The sequence below is a fragment of the Burkholderia sp. AU16741 genome (assembly GCF_002223345.1).
Taxonomy (GTDB): Bacteria; Pseudomonadota; Gammaproteobacteria; order Burkholderiales; family Burkholderiaceae; genus Burkholderia; species Burkholderia sola.
On sequence record NZ_NKEZ01000007.1, the window covers coordinates 705,098 to 722,781 of the forward strand.

The 17,684-nt window shown below is 62.5% G+C and carries 14 protein-coding genes; 11 read left to right on the forward strand and 3 right to left on the reverse strand.

The features are described 5' to 3' along the window. The first annotated feature begins 135 nt into the window (after window positions 1-135). The gene (locus tag CFB89_RS20040) at window positions 136-1,554 is read left to right on the forward strand and encodes an MFS transporter (protein WP_089469456.1); all 1,419 of its coding nucleotides are present in this window, start codon (window positions 136-138) and stop codon (window positions 1,552-1,554) included. A gap of 64 nt (window positions 1,555-1,618) precedes the next feature. Here CFB89_RS20040 and CFB89_RS20045 read toward each other — a convergent pair whose 3' ends face one another. Beyond that, window positions 1,619-3,352, reverse strand: coding sequence for a protease pro-enzyme activation domain-containing protein (locus CFB89_RS20045; RefSeq protein WP_089469352.1), 1,734 nt, complete (start codon window positions 3,350-3,352; stop codon window positions 1,619-1,621). Between the two features lie 870 nt (window positions 3,353-4,222). Between CFB89_RS20045 and CFB89_RS20055 the strand changes: the two genes are divergently transcribed. From CFB89_RS20055 to CFB89_RS20095, 10 genes are all read left to right on the forward strand, one after another. Next, window positions 4,223-6,736, forward strand: a complete 2,514-nt coding sequence (locus CFB89_RS20055) for a type VI secretion system Vgr family protein (RefSeq protein WP_089469353.1) — start codon at window positions 4,223-4,225, stop codon at window positions 6,734-6,736. Between the two features lie 3 nt (window positions 6,737-6,739). After that, window positions 6,740-8,680 carry a DUF3274 domain-containing protein gene (locus CFB89_RS20060; RefSeq protein ID WP_179233482.1) on the forward strand — a complete coding sequence of 647 codons (1,941 nt, stop codon included), beginning with the start codon at window positions 6,740-6,742 and terminating at the stop codon, window positions 8,678-8,680. Further along, window positions 8,680-9,393, forward strand: a complete 714-nt coding sequence (locus tag CFB89_RS20065) for a hypothetical protein (RefSeq protein ID WP_089469354.1) — start codon at window positions 8,680-8,682, stop codon at window positions 9,391-9,393. Before CFB89_RS20060 ends, CFB89_RS20065 begins: the two co-directional genes overlap by 1 nt. Window positions 9,394-9,406: 13 nt before the next feature. Beyond that, complete coding sequence (locus CFB89_RS20070) at window positions 9,407-10,108, forward strand: hypothetical protein (RefSeq protein WP_089469355.1); 702 nt, start codon at window positions 9,407-9,409, stop codon at window positions 10,106-10,108. Window positions 10,109-10,190: 82 nt separating this feature from the next. Further along, complete coding sequence (locus tag CFB89_RS20075; RefSeq protein WP_089469356.1) at window positions 10,191-10,448, forward strand: PAAR domain-containing protein; 258 nt, start codon at window positions 10,191-10,193, stop codon at window positions 10,446-10,448. Next, complete coding sequence (locus CFB89_RS35415; RefSeq protein WP_256979716.1) at window positions 10,445-10,924, forward strand: hypothetical protein; 480 nt, start codon at window positions 10,445-10,447, stop codon at window positions 10,922-10,924. Before CFB89_RS20075 ends, CFB89_RS35415 begins: the two co-directional genes overlap by 4 nt. After that, window positions 10,864-11,856, forward strand: coding sequence for a hypothetical protein (locus CFB89_RS20080; protein ID WP_256979717.1), 993 nt, complete (start codon window positions 10,864-10,866; stop codon window positions 11,854-11,856). Before CFB89_RS35415 ends, CFB89_RS20080 begins: the two co-directional genes overlap by 61 nt. Before the next feature lie 215 nt (window positions 11,857-12,071). Then, entirely contained in the window at window positions 12,072-12,398 is a 327-nt protein-coding gene (locus CFB89_RS20085; RefSeq protein ID WP_089469357.1) for a helix-turn-helix transcriptional regulator, read from the forward strand. After that, window positions 12,395-12,826 carry an SRPBCC domain-containing protein gene (locus CFB89_RS20090; RefSeq protein ID WP_089469358.1) on the forward strand — a complete coding sequence of 144 codons (432 nt, stop codon included), beginning with the start codon at window positions 12,395-12,397 and terminating at the stop codon, window positions 12,824-12,826. The genes CFB89_RS20085 and CFB89_RS20090 overlap by 4 nt, the downstream gene beginning before the upstream one ends. After that, the gene (locus CFB89_RS20095; protein ID WP_089469359.1) at window positions 12,823-13,263 is read left to right on the forward strand and encodes a DUF1801 domain-containing protein; all 441 of its coding nucleotides are present in this window, start codon (window positions 12,823-12,825) and stop codon (window positions 13,261-13,263) included. Before CFB89_RS20090 ends, CFB89_RS20095 begins: the two co-directional genes overlap by 4 nt. Before the next feature lie 177 nt (window positions 13,264-13,440). Here CFB89_RS20095 and acnA read toward each other — a convergent pair whose 3' ends face one another. Beyond that, on the reverse strand, window positions 13,441-16,158 hold the full coding sequence (gene acnA, locus CFB89_RS20100) for an aconitate hydratase AcnA (RefSeq protein ID WP_089469360.1): 2,718 nt from the start codon (window positions 16,156-16,158) through the stop codon (window positions 13,441-13,443). Window positions 16,159-16,210: 52 nt separating this feature from the next. Continuing rightward, on the reverse strand, window positions 16,211-17,662 hold the full coding sequence (locus tag CFB89_RS20105; protein WP_089469361.1) for a bifunctional 2-methylcitrate dehydratase/aconitate hydratase: 1,452 nt from the start codon (window positions 17,660-17,662) through the stop codon (window positions 16,211-16,213). Window positions 17,663-17,684: the final 22 nt, after the last annotated feature.

Here is a 17,684-nt window from a genome sequence, read left to right on the forward strand (position 1 = left end):
GGCCGCCTGCAGGTTTGATGCGGCTCTGCAACAATACGGATCGCGGCAACGTGCGCGCCGGTCTTGCCGTCCGGCACGCCGCCGCCGCGCCGCTCAATCCGCGACGCCGCGCGTCGCTCGTCAGCCGAGCCCATCTTGTCCGAATTCGCTTCCCCCGCCGGCGCGCACGAGCCGGCCGTCAACTGGCGCGCGATGTCCGCCGTGCTGCTGGCCGTCGCGCTCGCGACGCTCGACACCGCGATCGCGAACACCGCGCTGCCCGCCATCGCCGCCGACCTGCATGCGTCGCCGGCCGCCTCCGTGTGGATCATCAACGCGTATCAGCTCGCGATGGTCGCGACGCTGCTGCCGTTCGCGTCGCTCGGCGACATCGTCGGCCACAAGCGCGTGTATGTCGCCGGGCTGGCGGTGTTCACGCTGGCGTCGCTCGGCTGTTCGCTCGCATCGACGCTGCCGATGCTGACCGCCGCGCGCATCGTGCAGGGCTTCGGCGCGAGCGCGATCATGAGCGTCAACGTCGCGCTGATCCGCGGCCTGTTCCCGGCGCACCGGCTCGGGCGCGGCGTCGGCTTCAACGCGCTCGTCGTTGGCGTGTCGTTCGCGGTGGGGCCGACGATCGCGTCGCTGATCCTGTCGGTGGCCGCGTGGCCGTGGCTGTTCGCGGTGAACGTGCCGCTCGGCGTATTCGCGCTGGCCGTGGCGATTCCTTCGCTGCCGCAGACGGCGCGCGGCAAGCATGTATTCGATCCGGTGGCTGCGCTGTTCAACGTGATCACGTTCGCGTCGCTGATCTTCGCGCTCGGCGAATTCGCGCAGCGCGGGCCGCTCTCGGTCGTGTGCACTGCCGCCGCGGTGGCGTTCACGTTCGGCTGGCTGCTGATCCGCCGGCAGGCCGGCCATCCGGCGCCGATGCTGCCGGTCGACCTGTTCCGCCGGCCCGTGTTCACGCTGTCCGCGCTGACGGCCGTGTGCGCGTTCGCCGCGCAGGGGCTCGCGTTCGTGTCGCTGCCGTTCTATTTCGAAACCGTCCTGCATCGCAGCGCGGTCGAGACGGGTTTTCTGATGACGCCGTGGTCGGCGATCGTCGCGCTCGCCGCGCCGATCGCGGGGCGGCTGTCGGATCGTTATCCGCCCGGGCTGCTCGGCGCGATCGGGCTCGCGTTGCTGAGTGCGGGGATGGTGTCGCTCGCCGCGCTGCCGGTGTCGCCGGGTGTCGTCGACATCGGCTGGCGGATGATGCTGTGCGGCGCGGGCTTCGGCTTCTTCCAGTCGCCGAACCTGAAAGCACTGATGTCGAGCGCGCCGCCCGAACGCAGCGGCGGCGCGAGCGGGATCATCGCGACCGCGCGGCTGATCGGGCAGGCGACGGGCGCGGCGCTGGTTGCACTGTCGTTCGGGATCGCGGGCCGCCACGGGCCGACGCTGGCGTTGATGCTCGGTGCGGGTTTCGCGGGCGCGGCGAGCGTCGCGAGCGGGCTGCGGCTGTTCGCGCCGTCGCATCGGGCCGGCGCGCCGGTCGTGTCGGAGCCGGTGAAGGAACCGGCGGCGGAGTAGGGCGCGGCACGGTCGCGACCGGCGCACGGCACACCCTCGCCGCGCGCCGGCTTTCATGCATCGCTCAGAACCCGCCCGACTTGATCAGCTGGTTGAGGTTCGCGATGTTCAGGCTGCCGAAGCCGGTCGTCAGATCCCAGCCGGTGCCGGCGGTATAGCCGTACCCCTGATAGCCGTTGTTGCCCGACACGACGTCATAGCGCACGAGCGACGGATGCGACGGAATGTCCGCATAGAAGTTGCCGGCCGGGAAGCCGAGGCCCGTGCCGTTCGCCGCGAGCAGCCGTGCCCAGAAGCCCGTGAAGATCGGCGCGGCGAGGCTCGTGCCGCCGATCTGCTGCAGCTGGCCGTAGTTGTAGATGTACGCGCCCGTGCTTTGCGCGGCATCGAACGCGACGTCCGGCAACCGGCGATTGCTGCCCGACTGCCACGACGGCGCGGGCAGGATCGTGCTGACACCGCCGCCCGTCGCCCACAGCTTGCCGTTCGAATCGAGTCCTTCGTTCCACACCGTCTCGTTCGAGAACGCGCCGGCCGACGTCGTGTAGAGCGTCGTGCCGCCGATCGCGAGCACGTGCGGCGACGCAGCCGGCCACGACACCGTGTAGTTCGAGCCGTCCGGGTAGCCGCGGTTGTTGCACTCGTACACGCCTTCGTCGCCCGACGATACCGAGAACGTCTGGCCCTGCGCGGCTGCCGTCGTGAAGATCTGCTCTTCGGCGTCGATCGTGCCGTCCGCGTTCGCGTCGGTTTCGCACCAGCCGAGCGACACGTTGATCACTTTCGCGGTGTCGTCCGACACCGCGCGGTTGAACGCCTGCGTGAGGCCCGTGTTGCCGGCGGCGTTCAGGTCCGCCATGTAGAACACCAGCTTGCCGACCTGGCCGCCGGCCGAGCCGACGATCGACTGGCTGTCGAGATCCCATTCGCCCTGGCCGTCCTGGTCGTCGCTGTAGCTGCCGCCCGTGCCGTTGGTCTTGACGGTCTGCGTCGTGACCGTGCCGTAGCCGTTGCTCGACGTGAACTGCTTCAGGTCCTGCAGCGTCTGCGATACGCCGCCGATCGTGATGATGCCGACGGTCACGCCGGCGGCGGTTGGCACGCCGGTCGCGTTGTAGAGGCCCGGGAATTCCTTCGGATAGTGGCCTGTCGCCGTGCCGGCCGCGAGCGCCTGCGGCTTCGCCACGTTGCCGATGCGCAGCATCGGCCGCGCCCGCGCGACACTTTGCAGCCCGAGCACCGAGCCGACGACGTCGCCGAGCGCACGCGGCACTTGCGCGGCCGACGTGTTGGCGAAGCCCGAGCGGCCCGCGTAGTCGAAGTGCACGAGCGACGTGTTGAACGCGGCCTTCACCGTGCCGGCCGTGCCGCTGGCCGAGATCAGCAGCCGGTTCGGCGCGACCTCGACGTTCGTGAAGCCGCTCTTGTGCAGATAATCGACGACCGACTTCACCTGCGCGTCGGTCGGCGCGTAGTTCGCGAGGAACTGCTCGTGCGTCAGGTACTGGCGGTAATGCGCGCTGCCGGGCCGGTTCACGTCGCGCGCCAGTTGCTTGAGCTGGGCGGCGTTGCGCAGCTTCAGGCTGACGACGACATTGGTCGTTTCACCGGCTGCCAGTTCGCGCGACGGCGCCGCACTGCGCGCCATCAACTGCGGGCCGGTCAGAAAGGCCTTCGTATGAGTATCGACCCAATCCGTCATCGCGTGCGCCGCTGCGGCGGCGAACACGAGCGGTGCCACGCACGCGAGGCGGCGGGGCGACGGAAGGGGAAGGGCAAACCAGGCGTTCCTTTTCATCGGGAGTCCTTTTTAGGAGAGGCGACGTTACTGGAACCCCGGCCCTTGTGGGGCCGCGAGCGGTGACGAGCGTAGGGCGTCGGTGCCGTTCGGGTAGCTGCCATTTTCCATAGCTGTCAGTTCTGACAACGGGGCGCATGACTGCGCGCGCAGCGCCGTTCACGCGGGCAATGACGGGCCCGGTGGGCGGAACCGGTTCGCGGCACGACGGCGCGGCAACGCGCGTCGCTCACACGCACCAGTCGTTCGTTGCAGCGCCGGAATGTGCGTGGTCGTGGACGAGAGCGCGACGTGGATGCATGGCGTTTGCGTGTCAATGGCGGCACGCCGTATCGCACTATGTGGTCATTGGAAGCGACTCGTCAGGAACCGCTTCGCGCAGGCACAAAAATGGGGCCAGCCGAACCCGAACGTTTCCCGAACTGTGGAACAGCGCGGCGGCCAGTCTTGCAGGCTGCTTTCGGATCGCGAGCCGCAATTGCGGATTAGAGGAAATATTCGAATGTAATGGATGGAACCCCTTGCTGTTCGGGAGGGAACGAAGCTGCCGTTACGTGGCCGGGCGGGTACGGTCGCAATGAAATCGGTAGCGCTCACCTACGTCCGATTTCCGCCGTTGCTTCATTTGGACTCGACCTTCGGGGGGCTCGGACATGTCGCGGGGCGAACGGCTATGAGTCAGCCGGGGGTTGCGACCGAGAGAATCGGTATCGGAAAAACACGAAATCCATTTTTGTTCCATCGGAACGCGTAAATGGATTCGGCTTCAAATCCCGGTTCTTACCAATTTCATATTCGTCCTATGGCGGCTTTGTCCCTTGCTCGGTTAAAGTCGCGCGGCCTATTCCGCAAACGTTTTCGGAGGATTGATTGACCCCGAGCACGGCCAATTTCGACACGCCCGCACGTGCGGGTATCAACATCCATCAGTTCTATAGCCTTGATCTCAAGGGCATGCCTGCCGCCGCGCTAGCGGACGTCTATGAGTTCGATGGGGCACGCGGAATCGGAGAGCCGACGAAGTACACGATCCAGTTCACGCACCCTCGCCATGACCTGTCACGCACTGAATTCCTGAACCGAATCGGAGCGTTTGTGATTCAGCCGCCGCCGCGTGATCGGTGGAGCCAGCCTGAAAGCGCACGCCGCGTGCAAGGCGTGGTGACGGGCTTCGCACTCAAGGCGACCAACCGCGACCAGTCGTTGTACGAGATTGTGCTGGAATCGCGTCTGGCGCTGTTGCGCAATGCGCCCAAATGCCGGTTCTTCTTGGACAAAACCATTCCCGAGATCATCGAGCAGATTCTGCGGGAGCATGAGTTCAATCAGATCTTCGCGCGCTTTGAATTCCAGTTGCATCGTACCTATCGCAAGCGCAGCTTCGTGATGCAATGGGGTGAGGACGACCTGGCGTTCATTACGCGCTTGTGCAGACGCTCTGGCATCTGGTTCGTGTGCGAGGAAGGCAAGCATTGCGAGCAGGTGCGCTTCGGCGACGACTATGCGCACTACCGCCGCGATCCCGAGCGTCTAACAGTTGCGTACCGGCCGTACAGCGGCCTGGAGGCGGGAGGTGTCGAATCGGTCAGCGCGCTCGAAATGCGCGCGACGACGTTGCCGGCAACCTACATCGTGCGCACTTTCAATACCGAAACGGCGATCTCGAATCCGATCGAGGCTGTCAGCCCGATCCGCGACGACCGCACCACGTATGGTGAAGCGTATACCTGGGGGATGCCGAATCAGAGCGAGGACGAGGCGAAGGAGGAAGCGCAATTGCGTCGCGAAGCAGCGCTGACCGGACAGGTCGCATATCGCGGCGAGTGCGACATGCTGGACCTCACGCCCGGTTCGGTGCTGAAACTGTCCAACTGGACGCTGTCTGATGCGAAGCATGGCCTACTTGTAGTGCGGGCGACGTGCGGCGCGAGCCGGAAGAGTGCGTATCACATGAAATTCGACGCGATTCCGTCCGATCGCCAGTATCGAATGCCGCTGATGGAAGAAACGTGGCCGCGGATCGACGGTGTCATAACCGGGACGATCGCTTCGTCGGGAGGCTGGAGGGATCCTTATCTGGATGGTCAGGGCGAATACATCGTGGATCTCCATCTGGATCGAGACACGCGGGCGCCCGGTCTGCAAAGCTGTCCAATGCGGCTGGCAAAGCCGTTCGCGGGGCCGAACCAGACCGGATTTCACTTCGGCCTTGTCGAAGGGACGGTGGTCGGCGTGAGCTTCCTGTGGGGCTGCGTGGATCTGCCGTTCATCAGCCATGTGCTGCACACCGCCCAACACACGGATCCGATCGTCGCAGGTGTCCCCTGGGGCACGCGCAATACGATCCGCACGCGCTCGAACAACACCGTCGAGTTGGATGACCGGGAGGGCCAGGAACACATCAAGGTCGCGACAGAGCACGGCAAGACGCAGCTCAATCTCGGCTATACGGTGGACCGGGACCAGCGACTGCGCGGCGAGGGCTTCGAACTGCGTACCGACGAGCGGGGGCACGTCCGTGCGGGTGGCGGCCTGCTGGTGTCGTCCGACAGGCAGGAGAAGGCGATCGGACAGTCGTCCGACACGCGGCCGATGACGAACCAGTTTGCATTGACGCAGGCACAGGCTCAGGGATTGACCAACGCCGCAGCCGTCGCGCATGCGGAGATCGCGGACCTGAAGGCCGAGAACGCGTGGCTGAAGGACGAACTCGCTAGTCTGAAGACGGCCGTGATCGCGTTGTCCGCACCGAACGGCATTGGCCTGGCGACGCCGGATCGGGTGATGGTGTCGGCGGGCAAGGACGTGAGCGTCGGTACGTCGGCGCGATTCAACGTGAATGCGCTTCGGAATGTTGCTATTGCGGCAGGCGAGGTGCTGTCGCTGTTTGCGCACAAGTTCGGCATCAAGCTCTATGCCGCGCGCGGGAGAGTTCAAATCCAGGCGCAGTCGGATGCAATGGAGATGGTGGCGCAGAAAGACATGCGAATCACCAGTGCCGACGGTACTACAACGGTCAATGCCGCTAACGGGGTCGTGCTCGGCGGCGGCGGCACGGCTTACATCAAGGTACACGGCGATAACGTCGAGATTGGCGGGGCTGGTTGCCTGATCCTCAAGATCATCGAAATCCAGAAGGAAGGACCGGGTGCGCTGTCGCTGCCACTGCCGAAATTCAGCCAGACCGATATCGCGAACGATGAGCGCTTCATTCTCAGCGACGACATCACCGGCCGACCAATTGTGAACCGGCCGTACAAGACTCAGTTGGCTAGCGGGCAGATTATCGAGGGGGTCACCAACGGCAAGGGAGAGACTTCGTTGAGCCGGCAGGACGTTGCGCGAGGGCTCAAGCTGCTGCTTCAGAACAATAAGGAAGCCTGATTCATGACCGACCAGTCAAACCAGTCAGATGGTACGGGCGACGATGACGATGCGGCGCAGCTCTATCAACATGACACTGCAACGCGCATCGTGCCGATGAAGCGCGATCATCTTGGGCAACCGTATTGGGAGTCTTATCACACGCCGAGCAGTTTTCAGGTGCGGGCAGAGTGTCGAATTCCGCCTCATATGCCCGGCGTCATCATCTTTGTGCATGGTGTGAATTCTACGGGGGAGTGGTATGACGCGGCTGAAAAGGCGTTGTGTGAAGGACTAAATGTGCGCTTGAATCGTGCTGACGGTTGGAAGCTCAGAGAGAACAGATACATTACCTACGATAAGAAAACTGATATGCCGATCGCTCGCCAGCTTGATCCAGAGTGGAGCGGCCATTCTCCCGTGATCCGCTTCTATTGGGGCTACAGCGCAGCTCCTGGGACCGAGCGCAACTGGCGCATCCCGATGCGCAATCCGCGCGGCTTCGATATCTGGGCGCCAGCGTGCACGAACGAGAACGGTCCGTGGTATTGGGGCGGCGGCCCTTTCCAGAATGGCACCAACAACCTGCCGCAGTTGTGGAGTTGCGAGGGATTCAAGCGTCATGTGTTCAGGTTCGACATGGAGTCGTTGAATACGGAGGCTGATCGCCAATTGCAGGACGCCCCTCCGCGCACGTACTACGCGCACGCGGCTCAACGGCTGGCCGACCTGATCGATCGGATTCGAAACGAGTGCCCGCGCGATACGGTGTCAGTGATGTCGCATAGCCAAGGGACGATGATCGCGCTGGCGGCGACCGCCTTATGCAAGACGCGCGCGCCCGATGCCGTGTTCGTGATGAATTCGCCTTATGCCCTGGATGACAAGATCACGGACGCGCTGGCCTGCGGTGCGGAGCGTCCCACACCGGAGGCACGCGTCAACACGTTCAGGAATATCGCAAGCCGGATCAAGCAGGACAAGCGTGTTTTCACTGAGACGGAATTGAAACAGCTTCAGTGCGGCGCGTCCGAAGACATGGATTTCTGGCGGCCTGACAACCAGCGCAAGTCCGGCCTGCATGAGCGCGACAATCATGGCCGGCTGTACGTGTACTTCACGCCGCATGATCGAGTAATGGGCGCGGTGCCGCTGCAAAGCATCGGCTGGCAGGGCGTGGATGACGAATTGCTTAAAGAGTTGGATGACATCGTGAAGCAGCGCATGCTGGCGCGCGGTACGCCGGTGGGCGATGCGCCTGGTGCAAAGAGATTCGGCACGCTGCCACCGACTCCCGAAGACAAACTTGTACCTGGAGCAAAGTCTACCGATTTCTGGAACGGCAACCGGAATATCTTTACGCCCCTCGTGAAGCTATGGGCGGTACCGCATCCCGATAAAACGGTGACGATCAATGCCGAGCAGGTGCCGAATCCGGTCACGGAAGAGGAAATGAAATACTTCGATTTATCTCGGCTGACCGCACCAGAGATGGGTAAGTGGGTCAAGAATCCAATCGATCCGAACCAGGGCCAATACGCTGATCCCGACTACCGGTACATGCGCTCGATTTTTCAGCCCGCACGTACCGTTACTACCGAGGATATTTACAGGTCCAAACGCGCAAATCGACTTGAGACCCAAGACGAAATGCTGCACCGACTCGATACCTATCTCGCCGAGCCGACTAATCACAGCACGTTGCCGCAGCATCAGGCGTTCATGCGCCGAGTGGTGGCCTACGATCTCCCAATCGGCTTTTGTGATGCATATGAGAAGCCGGCGTTCTGGACCCTCCTGATGAAGTCTGCCGACTGGACGCAGGGCTATGACGATTATTTCGAGCTTGGCGCTCCCCAAAGCATTGTTAAACCTGCCTATATCGATTGGGACACGGTGGCCGAGGAACAAAGCAAGGCCGAAGCTGAACAATTGCGGCAGCAGCAGTGGAAAGGAGGAGCGTGATGAAGTGCTCGATTGTTATCGTTGTACTGGTAGCCCTGATGCAGGGATGTGCGGCACAGCAAAGGCAGATATTCTCATTGGGTAATTTTTTGCGTGTAAATGCACTTCCCTATGATTCGCCGACTCAGATAATTTATAGGATCGATGATCATCGCTTTGTTACGCTCGAGAACTATCGAGACTGCAATTATGGTCAAGCCTATTACAACGATATGCGCATTGGTATAAAAACGGGCCTGGGTAGGGCTAGTATCGAAGATTACCAAGGTAGACTCATTAATGCCGATATGACCGGGAAAAATTTGGCATTTCCGTCCGGTGCGCCACCGCATCTTGGAACATCAGATCATGGAGTTGACGTTGGATTGTTGTATTCGACGGACGGTGGGAGGAACTTTTCCGCAATGGTTTATATGAAACACAGCTTTGATCCGTTCGAGGATTCGCGGGACTATTCGGTCTTTGTAACCGGCGACCGACTCTATGTCTCCAATAGATCGGCAGACAATGACGCCTACGTTGTCGAATATCCGATGGTGCCAGGCATTGATTTAAGCAAACCCTATCCTCCTGGCGTCCGGGGCGGGAGTTTCGCTGCATCAAAGCGGCCTAGTGTTTTCTCAAAGCTTCGCACACCCTCCGGCCAGGACCGAATCACCTGTGACACATCGATCAAACCAACCAACCCGGATGCGCCGTTGATACCTCAGTGAAGTGCAAACGCCGATGAAAAACGTCATGACCATAATTGCGCTGATTGCCCTGATGCAAGGGTGCACCGCGCAGACTCCGCGCCGTCCGGCCTTCGGGCTTGGTGATTTCATGAGCTCAGCGCTCAAGGAGTTGCCGTATGACTCGCCGCCACAAGTGATCTATCGGATTGACGATCATCGCTTTGTAACGTTGGAACGTTACCGGGACTGTCATCATGGGGAATCGTACTACAACGACACCCGCGCTGGGATTCGAAAATTTTTAGGGCGAGGCATGTTTGAAAATTTCCAGGGCCGCATCATTAATGCCGATCCGAGCGGTCAGAATATTGTGTTGCCTTTGGCCTACCCGAATGAAATGGTTTGTGGGAATGGCGAAAAAGGTTGTGCGGTACCGTTTTGGTACTCGCTAAATGGTGGGAAAACTTTCGCCACGAAGGTCTACGCGGATCATAGCTTCAACCCGTTTGAGGATTCGAAGAAATATGCATTCGCAGTTACGCGAGATAGTATTTTTGTTTCAAAAAAAATCAGCGAGACGGTGGACGTGTTGGACACTGATCGCTATCCGCTCATTTCTAATTCTATGCATAAGCGCATCGAGTTTGATGCGAAGATGCCGTCCAATCTTCGCACACCCTCCGGCCAGGACCGAATCACCTGCGACACATCGATCAAACCAACCAACCCGGATGCGCCGTTGATACCTCAGTGAAGTGCAAACGCCGATGAAAAATATGCCCCTGATGCTTCAATGAGACGCTCAATTCATATCACCGTACACGTACTACATCATCATGAAGAACCCAATATGCATAGGCGATGCGACGACACACGGCGGCATCGTAAAGACCGCTTCATCGACGTTCGACCTCGACGGCCGCAAGGTCGCGTTGTTGCATGACATCGTCTCGTGTCCGGAGCACGGTGACAACGCGATCGTTGAATGTGCCGAGGGCTACAGCGAAGGCGGCCGGAAATGGGCTGTGCATATGTGCCGAACGCGGTGCGGCAGCCAGGTGATCGCCAGCAGCACGGGGATGAAAATCGTATGAGCAGAACATGGGCCCTCCCAGGTGTCGCTGAGTATCAGTACGGCAAGCCGCCCTCGATCTGGTGGTGTGTGCTTGCCGTAGTCGTCATACAGACCGCCGGCATACTCATCACGGTATTCAACTGGGAGCAGGGTAAACCGGTGATGTCCGAACTATTCTTCGTGCGCGCGTTCCTGTTGCCGCTGCTGATATCGGGCGGCGTATGCTCGGCGATCTATTCCGGCTACGAGGATTGGATCGAGCGGGTTGATTGGTGGAATTTCCTGTGCCGCGCCGAGCGGGCTGCATGGCGGCAATGGGCACAAGCTCATGTGATGATCGTTGATAGCATCGCGTTGACGGCCGAGCCCGAGTTGGCGAACGTCTGCTTGGCCTGGAGGGCAGCGCGCCGATCAACCCCGGCAAGATCCTGCCTTTGCCGCAAACGGAAGGCTCGGCAGGCGTATCGCGGCTTGCGGTGGTACTGGAGCAACTGACGAGCCGGTTCTCGGCCAGCCTCGTGCGTCATGATGCGTCGGGTCATGCGATCGACGTGATCCTGCAATCCGCCAACAAGGACGATCTGGCCGAACTGCGAGCGGTCTGGAAAAAACTGAATCTACCCAATCTCGTGCAGTTCTTGTGGGTGCCGTTCGATGCGAACGAGGCGAATATCGACACGTGGTTCGACAAGGGCTGGACGTCCGATTTCCGGCTGTTGCTGGCCTGCCAACTGCATGCGGAGCGCATCGAGCCGGTCTGGTCCGAGGCCGCTGTGGCGATGTTGCTTACGTCGCCGCGTGTAGCCGCGAGCCTCAAGGCAACGGTCTTGCCGCAGGCGCGATTATTCCGCCCGATCGCGATGCCATCCGATTCCGTGGTGGACGGGCTGGAGACGCTGCTGTCCTCGGAGCAGACGCCACGCCGGAGAATCCGGCACGCATGGATGAGTGATCTACCGTCCCAGGGCCGTCATGCAACGCTGGGCGCCATCAAGGACGTAAGCCCGGAGCTGCCGGTGCACGACGTCGATCGCGCGATCGGCAAACCGGGGCCGGTAAATGCGCTCTTGCTTCAGGCGCTCGCGGCGCAGATGGTCGCGCATGGCCAGGGCGCGCAACTGATTGCTTCAGTTAGCGCCCAAAAGGTGCGGCTGAACCTGGTTGGAACCGAGTTCGTTCCTGTGCCTCGCGTCGATGCAGCCTATGCGCGTCTGCTGAGCTTGTCTGTCACCGTGGGCGGGAGTTGCTGCCTGCTCGTGATGATGATTGCGTTGCATGCCCTCAACGCATCTCAAGGCTGGTTTTGGGCCTGTATAGGCGGGTTCGTCTTGCTGTTTCTGATACAACTCGGCGGCTCGTTTTTAAGGCGTAACCTGGTGGAAGATGACTTTTTCCGACAACTGCAACGCATGGAAGCCCGAACATGAGAGCGCTTGATGCGTGGCGCCGGACTGTACGCGACGATTGAATAAGAAATAGAAAGGACTGGATTCCGGCTGCGTAGTGTGGAGACTTCTCGCAATCTTCCTTGCCACAGGCCCAGTCGCCACGATCGTGGACGTCAGCAAAATTCCTCCTTGACACTCGCTGCCTGGCCGCTATCCTTCCATCCATAACCAGTTGGTTATGGATTTTGGACACTATGCAAAACGCTCAGGACACGCTTTTCCGGACACTCGCCGACCCCACGCGCCGTGCGCTTTTCGAGCGGCTCTGCGCGGAGGGCGAACTGACGGTTGCCGCGCTGACGACCCATGCGGGTGTGTCGCAGCCGGCGGTATCGAAGCATCTGGGCGTACTGAAGCAGGCCGGGCTCGTGAACGACCGTCACGAAGGCCGGCAGACGCACTACAGCGCGCAGCCGCAGGCGCTGGCCCCGTTGATCGACTGGACGAGCCAGATGGCAGGCTTCTGGCAGAGCCGGTTCGATGCCCTCGAAGATCTGCTCAAAAGGATGGATCAGTCATGAACCAAGCCTCTACCGAAACGCGCTCCGTCGTCGTCGACCGGGAGCTGCAGCATCCGCCGGAGAAGATCTGGCGCGCGCTCACGCAACCGCACCTGATCGAGGCGTGGCTGATGACGAGCGATTTCGAGCCCGTCGCGGGCCGCGCGTTCACCTTTCGCGCGGACTGGGGCTCGGTCGACTGCACGGTCCTCGCGATCGAGCCGCACCGTACGCTGTCCTATACGTGGGCGGCCCACGGCCTCGAAAGCGTCGTCACGTGGACGCTCACGCCGACGCCGGCCGGCACGCACCTGCGCATGGAACAGGTCGGCTTCCGCGCCGATCAGGAGCAGGCGTACCGCGGCGCGCAGTATGGCTGGGTACGGTTCTTCGAGTCGCTCGAACAGGTGCTGTCGCGTCCTGACTCGCAAATGGAGGCTCACGCATGAGTGCAACGGACCTCACGCCATCCGAGCGCATCGATGCGCTGATCGCCGGCATCGCCGACTGGCGCGGCAAGACCTTCGCCGAGCTCCGCCAGACGATTCTCGCGGCGGACGACAGCATCGTCGAGGAATGGAAGTGGATGGGCAGCCCCGTGTGGTCGTGCGACGGGATGATCGCGGTCGCGAACGCGCACAAGGGCAAGGTGAAGCTGACGTTCATGCACGGCGCGAAATTGCCCGATCCCGACCAGTTGTTCAACGACGGTCTCGAAGGCAATGCGCGGCGCGCGATCGATTTCTTCGAAGGCGATAAGCTCGACAAGCGGGCGTTGAAAAACCTCGTGCGCGAGGCGATCGAATACAACCGCACGCATCTGAAGAAGAACGCGCGGGCGGGTTCCTCCGCGGGCGCGAAGGTGCGAAGCAGCAAGGCGGCGTGACGCGCGAGCCGGATGCCGGCCGGTGGCATCCCGCGAAAGCAGGGCGCTGCCGCGCGGTCGGCGCTACGCCGCGCGCCAACCGAGCGGCAGGCGAAAAAAAGCCCGACACGAGGTCGGGCATCCAAATCGGCCGCAACCGCCCGCGAGGCGGCTGCGGCACCTGCAAAAGCAGGGCGCTTACGCGGCGAGCAGCGAGCGCAGCACGAACGGCAGGATCCCGCCGTGCTTGTAGTAGTCGACTTCGATCGGCGTATCGATACGCAGCAGCACCGGCACGCGCTGCGTTTCGCCGTTCTTGCGGTGAATCACGAGCGTGACGTCCTGCTGCGGCTTGAAGTCGTCGCCGAGGCCTTCGATGTCGTACGTCTCTTCGCCGGTGATGCCGAGCGACTGCACGCTGTCCGCGCCCTTGAACTGCAGCGGCAGCACGCCCATGCCGACCAGGTTCGAGCGGTGGATGCGCTCGAAGCTGCGAGCGATCACGGCCTTCACGCCGAGCAGTTGCGTGCCCTTCGCGGCCCAGTCGCGCGACGAACCCGTGCCGTACTCTTCGCCCGCGAACACGACGGTCGGCGTGCCGGCGGCGACGTACTGCATCGCTGCATCGTAGATCGACTGCTGTTCGCCGCTCGGCTGGTGGATCGTCAGGCCGCCTTCGACGCGCGTGCCGTCCGCCTTCGCCGGGATCATCAGGTTCTTGATCCGGACGTTCGCGAACGTGCCGCGCATCATCACGTCGTGGTTGCCGCGGCGCGAGCCGTAGCTGTTGAAGTCGGCCTTCTGCACGCCGTTTTCCTTCAGCCACTTGCCTGCCGGCGAGTCTTCCTTGATCGAGCCTGCCGGGCTGATGTGGTCGGTCGTGACCGAATCACCGAAGATGCCCAGTGCGCGCGCGCCCTTGACGGTCGGGATCGACGCAGCCGGTTCCATCGAGAAGTCGTTGCCGAAGAACGGCGGCTCGGCGATGTAGGTCGACTTCGGCCAGTCGTAGACCTCGCCCGTCTCGCCCTCGATCTTGCTCCAGAGGTCACCCTTCTTGGTCAGCTTCGAGTAGTTGTCCTCGAACTTCTTCGGATCGAGCGCGAACTTGAGCAGTGCGTGGATTTCTTCGCTCGTCGGCCAGATGTCGCCGAGGTAGATGTCGCGGCCGCCCTTGCCCTTGCCGACCGGCTCGGTCATCAGGTCGCGCGTGATGTTGCCGGCGATCGCGTACGCGACGACGAGCGGCGGCGACGCGAGGAAGTTCGCGCGGATGTTCGGGTGGATACGCGCTTCGAAGTTACGGTTGCCGGACAGCACGGCCGCCGCGACGATGTCGTTCTTCGTGATCGCTTCGTTCAGTTCCGGCGTCAGGTCGCCCGCGTTGCCGATACAGGTCGTGCAGCCGTACGCCGCGACTTCGAAACCGAGCTTCGACAGGTAGGGCAGCAGGCCCGTCTTCGTCAGATACTCGGTGACGATGCGCGATCCCGGCGCGAGCGAGGTCTTGATCTTCGGATCGACCGTGAGGCCGGCCTCGACCGCCTTCTTCGCGAGCAGGCCGGCGGCCAGCAGCACGCTCGGGTTCGACGTGTTCGTGCACGACGTGATCGCGGCGATCAGGATGTCGCCGTTCTTCACGTCGACGCCGTTGCTCGTCGTGTACTGCGTGCCCAGGTCGTCCGCCTTCTTCGCGAAGCCGTTTTCCGCGACCGGCTTCGAGAACAGGTCGGTGAACGTCGACTTGACGTGGCCGATCTCGATGCGGTCCTGCGGGCGCTTCGGGCCGGCCAGCGACGGAGCGACCGTCGTCAGATCCAGCGTCACGACCTTCGTGTAGTCGATGTCGCCGGCGTTCGGGATGCCGAACAGGTTCTGCGCCTTGAAGTAGTTTTCGAACGCGGCGATTTCGGCCTTCGTGCGGCCCGTGCCTTCGAAGTAGTCGATCGTCTTTTCGTCGACCGGGAAGAAGCCCATCGTCGCGCCGTATTCGGGCGCCATGTTGCCGATCGTCGCGCGGTCCGGCAGCGACAGCGAGCGCGTGCCTTCGCCGAAGAATTCGACGAACTTGCCGACGACCTTCTCCTTGCGCAGCATTTCGGTGATCGTCAGCACCAGGTCGGTGGCCGTCACGCCTTCGCGCAGCTTGCCCTTCAGCTCGACGCCGACGACGTCCGGCGTCAGGAAGTACACCGGCTGGCCGAGCATGCCGGCTTCCGCCTCGATGCCGCCCACGCCCCAGCCGACCACGCCGATGCCGTTGATCATCGTCGTGTGGCTGTCCGTGCCGACGAGGGTGTCCGGGTAGTACACGGTGTCGGCGCCGTCCGTCTTCTTGTGGACGCCGCGCGCCAGATACTCGAGGTTCACCTGGTGGACGATGCCCACGCCCGGCGGCACGACCTTGAACGTGTCGAACGCCTGCATGCCCCACTTCATGAACTGGTAGCGCTCGTTGTTGCGCTGGAATTCCAGCTTCATGTTCAGGTCGAGCGCGTCTTTCTGGCGGAAGTAGTCGATCTGGACCGAGTGGTCGACGACGAGATCGACCGGCACCAGCGGCTCGATCTTCTTCGGGTTCTTGCCCGTGCGCTCGGCGACGCCGCGCATGGCCGCGATGTCGGCGAGCAGCGGCACGCCCGTGAAATCCTGCAGCACGACGCGCGACACGACGAACGGAATCTCGTCGACGCGCTTCGCGGTCGGCTTCCAGTTCGCGAGCTGCTCGATGTGCTCTTCGGTGATCTTCTTGCCGTCGTAGTTGCGCAGCACGGACTCGAGCACGATGCGGATCGACACCGGCAGGCGTTCGATCTTCGTCTTCAGTTCCTTGCCGAGCTGCGGCAGCGAGTAGAACTTGCCTTTGCCGGAACCGCTGTCGAATTCCTTGAGGGTCTTGTGGAGATTGTGGGCCATGGTGATTTTCCTGGGTTTAAGGCTAGGAAACAAAGAGTCCTGTAAATGACGGCTATATCACGTACAAGTCGACGTACTCATCGACCGGCATCGCTTCGAGCTTTGCCTGGTCCAGCGACACGTCGAGAATCGCTTGTTGCTGCTTGGCCGGGAAGCGGCGCGCAAGGTTGGTCCGGAATTTATCGACCAGCAGCGGGACGCCTTCGGCCCGGCGCCGCCGATGGCCGAGCGGATACTCGACCGCCACTTCGGCAAGCTTCGATCCGTCCTTGAACTCGATCGTCAGCGCATTCGCGATCGATCGCTTGTCCGGATCGTGGTAATCCTTCGTGAACTGCGGATCCTCGACGCACACGGTTTTCGCGCGCAGCGCGTCGATGCGCGGGTCCGCGGCGGCCGCGTCTTCGTAGTCGGCCGCGGTCAGGCGGCCGAACAGCAACGGCACGGCGACCATGTACTGGATGCAGTGGTCGCGGTCGGCCGGATTGGCGAGCGGGCCCTGCTTGTCGATGATGCGGATCGCCGCTGCATGCGTGCGGATCGTGATCCGGCCGATGTCGTCAGTCGTGCGGCCCGTCGCGGCGAGCTGCGCATGCAGCTGCAGCGCGGCCTCGGCGGCCGTCTGCGCATGGAATTCGGCGGGGAACGCGATCTTGAACAGCACGTTTTCCATCACGTACGTGCCGTACGGGCGCTGGAAGCGGAACGGCCTGCCGTCGAACAGCACGTCGTAGAAGCCCCAGGTTTTGGCGGTGAGCGCCGACGGATAGCCCATTTCACCCGTCTTCGCGATCAGCGCGAGGCGCACCGCACGGGACGTCGCGTCGCCGGCCGCCCAGGATTTGCGCGAACCGGTGTTCGGCGCATGGCGGTAGGTTCGCAGCGCTTGGCCGTCGACGAACGCGTTGGACACAGCGTTGATCAGCTCGTCGCGCGTGAGCCCGAGCAGGCGCCCGACGACGGCCGTCGACGCGACCTTCACGAGCAGCACGTGGTCGAGCCCGACGGCATTGAACGCATTCTCGAGGGCGAGGCAGCCCTGGATCTCGTGGGCCTGGATCATCGCGATCAGCACGTCGCGCATCGCGAGCGGCTTCCGGCCGGCCGCGCGGGCCGTGCGGGAGAGCCAGTCGGCCGTCGCCAGGATCCCGCCGAGGTTGTCGGACGGATGACCCCATTCGGCGGCGAGCCAGGTGTCGTTGAAGTCCAGCCAGCGGATCATCGCGCCGATGCCGAACGCGGCCTGGACGGGATCGAGCTGGAAGGACGTGCCGGGCACCTTCGCGCCGTTCGGCACGATCGTGCCGGGCACGACGGGGCCGAGCAGCTTGGTGCAGGCAGGGCAGGACAGCGCCTCGAGTCCGCATCCGAGCGTGTCGATCAGGCAATGACGCGCCGTCTCCAGCGCGAGCGCGCTGTCGATGCCGGTGTTCAGCACGTAGTCGACGATGTCGACGAGTACCGTATCCGGAGCAGGGCGGACGTTGGAGACCGGGGCGGACATCGAGGGGCCGGGAGCGGAAAAA